Origin of the sequence: Prevotella sp. AM42-24 (assembly GCF_003461825.1) — a bacterium.
Taxonomy (GTDB): Bacteria; Bacteroidota; Bacteroidia; order Bacteroidales; family Bacteroidaceae; genus Prevotella; species Prevotella hominis.
On sequence record NZ_QTXV01000085.1, the window covers coordinates 1 to 10,263 of the forward strand.

Genomic DNA, 10,263 nt, shown 5'->3' on the forward strand with positions numbered 1-10,263 from the left:
AAATAAGTTAAACTAAAATGCTGCGGAATTTAGGATAAAAAGGTAGTTTGATAAGTAGTTTTTATTACAAGTATTGTACTTGTCAATTATCATGTTATCTGCACACATTGCTGAGGAACTATTATATTCAAAAGCATTTTAAATGTTGGTTATTTAGTAGATTTTATCTTTTTTAGTTGAATTCTATTGCAAAAAGGTTATTATTAGAAAGAAAAATTGTAATTTTGCAGTTAAATAGAAAAATATTCACTTTTTTAGTAAAATGGTAGAATCAATACAAAACTTTTTTATTCAGGTTAGCGATTTTCTCTGGTCGTATATTATTATTTCTGTCCTGATCTTCTGTGCGGTGTTTTTTACGTGGCGTACCCGATTTGTACAGTTCCGTCTTATCAAGGAGATGGTGAGGTTGTTGCTTCATCCAGATAAGGTGCAACCTGAAGAAATAGGACATGACGAACTTTCTATGGACGTGAAGGTGGATGGGGAGATGAAGCATATCTCTTCTTTCCAGGCCTTTGTGGTGGCACTCGCCAGTCGTATCGGTACAGGAAATTTAGCTGGCGTGGCTACTGCCATCAGCATTGGTGGACCAGGAGCTGTGTTCTGGATGTGGATGCTTGCTTTGTTGGGTTCGGCTTCGGCTTTTATCGAATCTACGCTTGCCCAACTCTATAAGCGAAAGGGAAAGACTTCTTTTTATGGCGGTCCTGCCTATTATATGAAGTATGGATTAGGAAAGGGATGGATGGGAATTCTCTTTGCCGTTTTGATGATCATCACTTTCGGTTTTGCCTACAATTCCGTGCAGAGCAATACCATCTGTCTGGCATGGCAGAAGGCTTTCGGTTTTGAACCTGCTACTATGGGTATTGTTCTCACTGCACTCACTCTGCTTATCATTTTCGGTGGAATCCAGCGTGTGGCAAAATTCTCTTCTACAGTGGTTCCTCTCATGGCTATAGTCTATCTGCTGATCGCCGTTGGTGTGGTCATCTGGAATATAACCAGTCTGCCAAAGGTTTTGCTGACTATTATAGAAAATGCTTTCGGATTCAATCAGGCTGCTGGAGGTGTGTTAGGTATTACCGTGATTCAGGGCATTAAGAGAGGTTTGTTCAGCAATGAGGCTGGTGAGGGTAGTGCGCCAAATGCGGCGGCTGTTGCTACCGTGAGCCATCCGGTAAAACAGGGATTGATACAGGCTCTTGGCGTCTTTACGGATACGCTGGTAGTTTGTTCCTGCACGGCATTCATCATCTTGGTAAGTGGTGTGGACGTTACGGCTTCTAATGGTATTCAACTGACGCAAGATGCCTTGACCCATGAAATCGGTAGTATTGGAAATCCTTTTGTGGCTGTGATGATATGGCTTTTTGCTTTTAGTAGTATCATTGGCAATTATTATTATGGTGAAACCAATGTGAGATATATCAAGGATTCCAAGTTAGGAGTCTTCATCTATCGTCTTGCTGTGGCTGCGATGGTAATGGTAGGAGCCGTTGTCTCGCTTGATTTTGCCTGGAGTTTTGCCGACATCACGATGGCGTTGCTCACCCTGTGCAATCTGGTAGCCATCGTCTTGCTTTCCCGTCAGGCGGTTTTCTTGCTTCAGGATTATCGCAAGCAGAAGAAAGAGGGAAAGAATCCTGTTTTCAAAAAGGATATGATGCCGGAAATCGCAGATCAGTTGGAGGCGTGGTAACTTTCAGGTAAGGTATAAATATAATTAATGTATTGAGATATGAGAAAGTTTTTATTATTTTTGTCTTTGATAGTAGCTATGGTTTGTAAGGCACAAACCAAGCAGGAGCTGTTGCCTGTGGGTACAATGGCACCAGATTTTACAGTTACCGATAGCGTGACGGGAAAGAAATTGTTCAGCCTTTCTGAATTGCGCACTCAAGTTACAGCTGATGGTAAGGTGAAGGCTGGAGTTTGGGTGGTTCTCGATTTCTGGGCTTCCTGGTGTCCTGACTGCCGTAAGGATATGCCTACCGTGAAGAAGATAGATGAAAAATATGGTAAGAAAATCAAACTTATCGGTGTTTCATTTGATACAGACAAGGCGAAGATGAATGGTTATCTTTCTGCCAATCAGTATTCATGGTTGCAGTATTCTGAATTCAAGAAATGGAAAGAAACTCAGATATCTAAAGATTATCAGATCTCATGGATTCCAACATCTTATCTCATAGATCCAGAAGGAAAAATTGCTTTTTCTACTCTGAATGCTGAGGAAATGCTTGAAAAACTTGATTCTTTGAAGGCTGAATTATAGAAAAAATGAGGATGTGTCAAAACGTAATGTTTGGTACGTCCTCATTTTATTATAATAGTTTTTAGATATTTTCTTTTCCTGTCATTATAATGCCATTCCTGCTTCGTATGAAGCATATTGATAACTTTTTTCTTAAAAAATTATTTTACTTCAGTCAATTTTCCTGTCTGAGAGTCGATGATATAACCATGCAGATTGACATCCTTGGGAACGAGAGGGTGGTTACGAATGGTGTTGACTGTATTTCTGACAGAATCCTCTGTATCGTGAAAACCTTCCAGCCAATGATCAAGGTCGATACCGCAAAGTCCGATAGTATCAATGACATCCTGATGGATTCCTCTCTTGACCATGATTTCCTTCATCTGTTGTCCGTTCATGTGGCAGGCACCACAGTTGGAATGGGCGATGACCATGATTTCCTTTACTCCTAATTCATAAACGGCAACCAGGAGGCTGCGCATGGCTGAGTCAAATGGGCTGATGACCAGTCCGCCTGCATTCTTGATGAGTTTAGCATCTCCATTTTTCAGTCCGAGGGCTGCTGGCAGGAGTGCTGTCAGTCTGGTATCCATACAAGATAAGATAGCAAGTTTCTTGTCTGGATACTTGCTTGTTAAATACTTCTCATAACCCTTATTGGCTACGAATTGTTCGTTATACTTGATAATTTCTTCGATAATCATAATATTGATGTTATTTATTCTCTTAAATTAATTAATGACGGAGCATAGTTACATCGTTTTTTTATTGCTTTCTATGCAGCTACTCCCTTTCTTTCTCCAACTATACTCCCCGTGCTTGTCGAATACAATCCAGTAGAGTACCGGCAGAATGGTGGCGATGAGCACCATTGAGATGAGGGTTCCGAAGAAAATGACGGCTCCCATCGGCGACCACAATGTATTGTTCTCTATCATCATCGGCAAAACACCTACAGAGGCTGCGGCTGATGTGAGGAAGATAGGACGCATACGGCGCTCGCCAGCCTGGAAAGCTGCATCTTTTACGGAAAGTCCCTTGTCGCGGCGCAGTTCTTCGGCATAGTCTAACATGATGATACCATTTCTCACCAGGATACCCATCAGGCTTACTACACCCAAGATGCAGGTAAGACTCACGTCGAATCCTGTTATCAGGAGTCCTATAGCAGCACCGAAAATACAGAGCGTCATGGATGAGAGATTTACCAGAGCCAGACTGATGCGCTTGAAATGGAAGAGCAGGATGAAGAAGATGATCAGTGCTGCTATCATCACGCCAGAGGTAACTTGTGGCAAGGTCTCGGCATCCTTCTCTGCCATACCGCCTATTTCCCAATGAAGGTCGGGATCGAGCGAGAGATCCGATACTTCCTCCTTCAGTTTGTTGGCTAATTTGTTGGCATTGAATCCTCTCAATGGTTCACCGATGATGGAAATGGTGCGCACGCCATTTCTGCGTACGATGCTTCCATCGTGCCAATCGGGTGAAATCTTTGCCAGCTGCCGGAGAGGAACACTCGATGTTCCTCCCATCACAGGGATGTATTCGTTGGCAAGATCACTATCATTCTGTGATTTCAATACCATCTTTACCGGATAATCGCCCTCCCAAAGGGTGGATATTGGAATGCCATCGCCAAAGTGTATGGCAAGATCGGCCGAAAGAAGCGTCTTGTTCACGCCCAGTCGGTTGGCCTCGGTTGCGTCAGGAGTTACTCTGATGCCCGGCAATGGTTCTTCGTAATTGGTGCGAATCAGATTGATGCCTTCTATCTGATGCATGCAGGCTGCTATTTTCTTGGCTGCTGCCTTCAGATCCCTGATACTGTCGCCGCTCACCCTTACTTCGATAGGATAGGTGGCGTTATTGTAGTCCATCTGTTTGAAACGGATATAGCAGTCAGGAAAATAGTTGGAATAGCGGTCGGCATATCGGTCGAGCACTTCTTCTGTAGCGCTGTTGTCAACTGTATTTACGATAAACTGTGCAAAGTTCGGTCCGCCAATCTGAGGCGCATATGTGGTATGGAAACGAGGTGAGCCTTGTCCTATAAATGTGGTTACGGCTGTTACCTGTGGGTCGCGCTGCAGGATGTGGGCCATCGAGTCTGCCACCTGTGCCGTCTTCTCGGCGGTGGTTCCGTTAGGGAGATAGAACTCCACAGCAAACTGGTTTCTCTCGGCAATAGGCATCATTCGCTGCGGCAGGTTCACGAAGATAAAGCCTCCGATGATGATCAATGCCAATCCTGTGATGAGGGTGGTGCGAGGGAATGAGAAACAGTGTTTCAGCAACCAGGTGTAGCCCATCTGCAGATAGTCGAGCGGCTTTTTCCGGGCATTTGGATTGGGTTGACTGTTGATGCCCTGATGAATTACCATATACTGCAGATAGGGTGTAAGCAGCAGCGAAACTGTGAGCGAGATACTCAGGATGATGAACATTGCCCAAGGGAACGACTGTACGAAATCGCCCATATCGCCATGCATGGTAAAGAGGAATGGAAAGAAGGTGAGCGAGATGCTGAGCGTGGCTGAAAGCACCGACATGAAGAATTCGCGAGGGGCAGCGATGGCTGCGTGCCAGCGAGACATACCATGTCCTAATTTCTCCATGTAATTGTCGATAATCACCACAGAATCATCCACCACCATACCTAAGGTTACAATCAAAGCAGCCAGAGTAACGGTGTTCAGTTCCATGCCGAAAATATAGAAGATGCCCACTGACGAGAAGATGGTGATAGGGATGCTGAGAGCTGAAACTTCTGCCACGCGGCGTGGCATTAGCAGGATGACCACGATGATGACGGAGATGACCGATATGAGCAGTTCACGGAGGAAGGTAATCACAGATTCGCTTACCACCCTGCTCTGGTCGGTGATGGTATTGATGTGAACATCATCGGGCAGTGTCTGCTCAAATTCATCCATTGCCTGATGTACGTCTCTTCCCATTTTCACGATATCATTGCCCGGTCGCATCTCGATGGATAGGAGTACGCATTTGTTGCCGTTGCTCTCGATGTATTTGTTCAGCTTGGGATATTCTCTTTTGATTTGGGCAATGTCTTTCAGTCTGACGATGTTGCCTTTCGGGTCGGAATAGACAATTTGTTCTGCCACATCCCGTTCGTTGTTGTAGGAGTCGGTGATGTGGATGGGCATATTGAGCTGGCTCAGTTCCAAATTGCCGCTTACGGTAGTGAAACCTTGCAAGGCAAGATCATTCAGTACCTTGTAGGATCCAATGCCATATTTTGCTAACTTATTCTGATCCAGATAGATACTAATTTGCTCGTTCTGCAGTCCGTAGGTGCGGAGGTTGGAGATGGCATCGATACGACGCAGTCTGTCCTTCAGTTGGTCGATGTAAGTATTCAGTTCCCGATAGGTTTTCTGTTTGCTTTCCATCGTGATAAGCAGGGCAGAGGTGTCGGCGATATCATCCACGGCTTGCAGGGCGAGAACCCCTGATGGCAGGGAAGCTTTGAAGGCTTGCAGTCCATGTTTGAACTTGCTCCAGAAGGCATCGCGGTCCTCCACGTCATCGTTGAGTTCCAGGAACACAATCAGCATGCCGTCTTTGCTCTGTGTATAAGTCTTCTTCTTGTTCACCTCCTTGTATCCGAAGATAAAATTCTCCAATGGTTTAGCCACCCGTTCTTCCACTTCATCGGATGTGGCACCTGGATAAACAGCCACGCAGGCACCTTGACGAATGGTGAATTGTGGCATTTCCTGCTTTGGCATGATACAGATGCCCAGTATGCCCAAGAAGACAAGCATCCCCATGAGCAGGATCACGATGTTGTGGTTGCACATGGCCGACTCTATGAATGAGCGCTTGATGATGCGGTTGGGCTTTCTGGTGATGCGAGCCTTGATGTGGTCGTGAAGGGCGGTGTCCTTCTTTGGCTTATATGTATCTGGATTCATTTCTTTTCCCTCCACTTTTTATCGTTTTTCATTCTTTCTGGTATCTACTTTCATCCCTTCAGAAACTTTCTGCTGACCATTGATGATGACTTGATCACCAGTGTTTAAACCCGATAGAATGATGATGCCATCTCCCTCGAATTCGCCTGTAACGACAGGTTGCTGATGCGCCTTTCCGTTCACTACGGTCCATACGAATCGGGAATTATCTACGTCGAGTTCAATGCATTGTGGGGGAACGATGATTTTGGATGATGCTGCAGAACTGCCCTGTATCTGAGCATTGCAGACCATGCCTGGGAGCAGTCGGCCCTGTGGGTTGGTGATGCCCACTTTGATATCGTAAGTATGTGAGATAGGGTTGGCATCTATGCCCTTTTCAGAAATCGTGCCATAGAAGACGGCCCCTCCAAGGGCTGCAACCGTCAATTTTACATTGTCTCCTACATGGAGGTGTGAAATTTCTGCTTCTGGTATAGAGACTTTGGCGTTGACTTGTTTGACATCTGCCAGTTTCAGCACGGGTTGCCCTGGAAGCACGTAGGTTCCCATATCCACGTTTTTAGCAGCGATGACACCCGCAAAGGGGGCAGTGATGGTAGAGTGGGAGAGTTGTTGTCGGGCGATACTTTCGGCAGCTTTTGCCTGTTCCAATTTGCTTTCTATCTCCACCCATTTCATGTCCGAGATAGTTCCAGACTGATGGAGGGGTTGGAATCTTCTGTATGCATCTTCTGCTTGTTTTAGAGTAGTGAGCGTTGCGCGGTGTGCCTCCTTCACAGTGGTAGGATTGATGGTAGCGAGCAGTTGACCCTTGCTGACTCTATCTCCCTCATCCACACGGATGGAAGTGATGTTGCCTGCGATTTCGAAACTGAGTGTAGAACCCATCTTTTCCTCAATAGTTCCCACATAATCCTTCGTACCCTCCAGGTTGGTATCTCCCACGGAGAGCGTTTCTACCTTTACGGATTTCTTTTCTGTCTTCTTTGCTTTTTCTGTGCATCCCGTCAGCATCAGACCGCTGATGATGAATGCGATGAGCCATCCCATCAAACTCTCTATCTGTTTCATCTCGATAATTTTTTAGTTCTTGCAAAGATAATGCATTTTTGCTAAAGCATGGGAAAATTAGATTTAAAAAAACAAAAAAGCCATTTGTTCTTTTTCAAACAGTCATTTCTGTTTTCATCTTTTTTAAAAGTGTCTGTCACTTATCGACATTCTAAGAATAGTGGGCAAAAAATATTATATTCTTGTTTGTTTGCCTATTTGTTTGCATGTTTACCTCTTCAAAATCAGAAATATGTTATCCTATGAGATAATAAAGTAGAATCGTCATCCGCATTTCTTTAATTCCTCAGTTCAATATATTAGAAGAGCAGGAGTGCAGACAACAAGCCTTAGAATAATTTGATTTTGTAAATTTTGATGTATTTGGGTATATAGTTAGAGTATAGAACGTTTTACTCTCCAAAAATATCAACCAATAAAAGTCTTTAAAACTTCTTTTGTAGCCTTGGCAATCTCTTTCGCCTCCTGATAGCACCCATCAATTTCTTCATAGGTGTATGCATTCCGAGCTTCAGCGATGCTTTCGGTTGCAACCTCTTCGAACATCTCGAAGACGATTTGTTCATTATTATTCTGCTTCATATTTAACACTATTAAGAATTCGTATTTCCTTGTTCGAGTATCACCCAAACACCGGCATTCGCTCTTCCTTCATGTCTAATTATTCCCGCTTTTTGTAATACAGATAAGTCACGTTCTTTGGTACGTTGCGTTACCGACATTGTTTCCGACATTTCCTTACCCGTAACAAAGGGATTTACCTTAATCATAGAAATGATATTTAACTGACGCTCAGATAGTTGCTTTCCGACACGTCTCCGACATTTATCTCCGACATTTACACCGCCATCCCCGCCACGTTCTGCGATAACTTCGTCTATCGTTTTGCGCTGAATAATCGCCATCACGCCACCTCCATTTTCTTCTATCATTGGCAATGGCAAACTGGCACGTTCAAACTCCTCGGCAATCTTCTTGAAGCCACGTACCCATGACTCCACAAAGCCTGCTTTGTAAAAAACATTAGCAATATTATGGTTACGAGAATAAGAAGAATGCTTCTGCAACAAAGCTGCAGGAGTCAACTCTTTTGGCAACAATCCATAATTCCACAATTCTATACTGCGGTCGTAGATACGCATCTGGATGGCTGGGCCAGTATAAGCCTTATGCCATGATTGTAACTGTTTGAATGCCAGTTCAAATATAACGAAAATACCAAATCCGAGAAATAATTCGCATAATCCCGGTAATCCTGGTCTCGATTTATTCTTCCTTGATAATCCAATCACTAATCGTTCGCTGATTGCTATCGAAATTTACGCCTATTTTAAACAAGCGCTTGCCATCGGCGGAATAAGGAATCAGATATCCTTTTTCATCTATCTGCCTGATAGCTTCCTCTGCAGAGCCATCATACTTTAGCTCGAAAACATATACGGCATCAGGCATATACACCACAGCATCTGCTCTGCCAATTGCACTATCCTCTTCTACTTTCATGTGGGCACCCATCAGGTTGAAGATAAGATAGAATACCGTCTGAAAATCACGTTCGTTCTTATTGCTCAGGCGATTGGAAATGCTGGCAAGATACGCCTTTAGGCGAACCATTGCTCCTTCTACATCTGCATCATAAAGCTTTTCCAAAAAATCACCTACCAGACTGTTGTTATCCAGAGATATAGGGGAAAGATAGTTGGGTGAAAGACTCTTGAGCATACCAATCTTAACCTCCCTGTTAGGATACTCCAAAGTATAGCGGTGCAATATAGGGTTATACTTCTTGATGGTGAGATAACCACTCTGATAAAGCAGCGGAAGTGCAGAAGTCATCATTTCTGGTGAAACATCAAAGTCATCTACATCACATGACTTTTTCTCAATATCCATTACATTGACATGATACTTCTGCAATGTTTTAATGAGATAAGTTGGCGTACCAGAACCAAACCAATATGGAGCAATGTCGCGTGCATTCAATGCTTTTACCAAGCTGAATGGATTGAAGACATCCTCAGATTTCTTGCTGAAATGATAACCATCATAGAATCGTGTCAACTCTGTCAGACATTCCTCATACGTCATGCCAAGATCATCGCCCAATGCCTCAATATCAGGTTTCATCTGCGTAATAAGTTCCGTCTTACTGATACCACAGATAGCTGAGTACTGGTCGAACATACTGATATTGTCAAGGTTGTTGAGTTCGCTGAAAATGCTAAGTTGCGAGAACTTCGTGATACCCGTGATGAAGGTGAACTCTAAGTAAGGGTCGAGCATCTTAAGAGGACTATAGAAATTCTGCATGATGCGACGCAACTGACTAAGATTATCTTTCTCATGCACCACATCCAGCAATGGGGCGTCATATTCATCTATAATGACCACCACCTTTTCGCCTGTCTGCTCGTATGCCTTCTTCACTAGATCTTTCAAACGGAGATTTGCATCCACCTGATGTGTCTTGTATCCCCAGCGAGTTTCCTGCTCTTCAAGCATATCAGCCAAATATCTTTCCAATTGCTCCACGCTCATGTGTTTGGCACCGCTCAGATCAAAATGAAGCACTGGATGCTTGATCCATTCCTTCTCATAATCTGCAATGGCTAATCCTTCGAAAAGTTCTTTCCTTCCCTCAAAATAAGCTTGAAGGGTAGAGGCAAAAAGAGATTTTCCGAATCGTCTTGGGCGACTCAGAAAGACGTACTTCATTTTTTTCTCTCGAAAATCAACGATGTATTTGGTCTTATCTACATAGAGATAATTGCCCTCTCGGATATTCGAGAATGTCTGTATTCCTACAGGATAGAAATTTACTATTTTTGCCATATTTCCACGTGCTTTACGTTTTGCGCTGCTAAATTACAAAGAAAATCTGAATTAGCCAAGCATAAATTTAAATATTTCCCTTTCTGTTTCTAACTATGTCATTTGGCACCGGTAAACAAGTCATTTACAGGAGGTAAACAAGTCATTTACGAG

Annotated in this window: 8 protein-coding genes; 2 read left to right on the forward strand and 6 right to left on the reverse strand. The window is 43.7% G+C overall.

Features of this window, described 5'->3' with window-relative positions:
• Positions 1–262 precede the first annotated feature (262 nt).
• Positions 263–1,705, forward strand: coding sequence for a sodium:alanine symporter family protein (locus DW917_RS15230; RefSeq protein ID WP_118120084.1), 1,443 nt, complete (start codon positions 263–265; stop codon positions 1,703–1,705).
• A gap of 39 nt (positions 1,706–1,744) precedes the next feature.
• Positions 1,745–2,281: a TlpA disulfide reductase family protein gene (locus DW917_RS15235; RefSeq protein ID WP_118120086.1), complete on the forward strand. Its 537-nt coding sequence runs from the start codon at positions 1,745–1,747 to the stop codon at positions 2,279–2,281.
• A 140-nt stretch (positions 2,282–2,421) separates the two neighbouring features.
• Here the strand turns inward: DW917_RS15235 and DW917_RS15240 are convergent, their stop codons facing one another.
• The 6 genes from DW917_RS15240 to DW917_RS15260 all read right to left on the reverse strand — a co-directional run bounded on the left by DW917_RS15240 (position 2,422) and on the right by DW917_RS15260 (position 10,110).
• Complete coding sequence (locus DW917_RS15240; protein ID WP_199545579.1) at positions 2,422–2,964, reverse strand: carbonic anhydrase; 543 nt, start codon at positions 2,962–2,964, stop codon at positions 2,422–2,424.
• Positions 2,965–3,015: 51 nt separating this feature from the next.
• A complete protein-coding gene (locus DW917_RS15245; protein WP_118120091.1) occupies positions 3,016–6,204 on the reverse strand; it encodes an efflux RND transporter permease subunit in 3,189 nt (1,062 codons plus the stop codon).
• 18 nt (positions 6,205–6,222) lie between these two features.
• Entirely contained in the window at positions 6,223–7,278 is a 1,056-nt protein-coding gene (locus DW917_RS15250; RefSeq protein ID WP_118120093.1) for an efflux RND transporter periplasmic adaptor subunit, read from the reverse strand.
• 408 nt (positions 7,279–7,686) lie between these two features.
• Positions 7,687–7,860: a hypothetical protein gene (locus tag DW917_RS17340; RefSeq protein ID WP_158570201.1), complete on the reverse strand. Its 174-nt coding sequence runs from the start codon at positions 7,858–7,860 to the stop codon at positions 7,687–7,689.
• Between the two features lie 11 nt (positions 7,861–7,871).
• Positions 7,872–8,570, reverse strand: coding sequence for an ATP-binding protein (locus DW917_RS15255; protein WP_118120095.1), 699 nt, complete (start codon positions 8,568–8,570; stop codon positions 7,872–7,874).
• Complete coding sequence (locus tag DW917_RS15260; protein ID WP_022110475.1) at positions 8,545–10,110, reverse strand: ATP-binding protein; 1,566 nt, start codon at positions 10,108–10,110, stop codon at positions 8,545–8,547. The genes DW917_RS15255 and DW917_RS15260 overlap by 26 nt, the downstream gene beginning before the upstream one ends.
• Between the last annotated feature and the right edge of the window lie 153 nt (positions 10,111–10,263).

Coding starts and splice junctions, on each gene's coding strand:
- DW917_RS15230 (WP_118120084.1), top strand. CDS start 263: ATGGTAGAATCAATACAAAACTTTTTTATTCAGGTTAGCGATTTTCTC.
- DW917_RS15235 (WP_118120086.1), top strand. CDS start 1,745: ATGAGAAAGTTTTTATTATTTTTGTCTTTGATAGTAGCTATGGTTTGT.
- DW917_RS15245 (WP_118120091.1), bottom strand. CDS start 6,204: ATGAATCCAGATACATATAAGCCAAAGAAGGACACCGCCCTTCACGAC.
- DW917_RS15250 (WP_118120093.1), bottom strand. CDS start 7,278: ATGAAACAGATAGAGAGTTTGATGGGATGGCTCATCGCATTCATCATC.
- DW917_RS17340 (WP_158570201.1), bottom strand. CDS start 7,860: ATGAAGCAGAATAATAATGAACAAATCGTCTTCGAGATGTTCGAAGAG.
- DW917_RS15260 (WP_022110475.1), bottom strand. CDS start 10,110: ATGGCAAAAATAGTAAATTTCTATCCTGTAGGAATACAGACATTCTCG.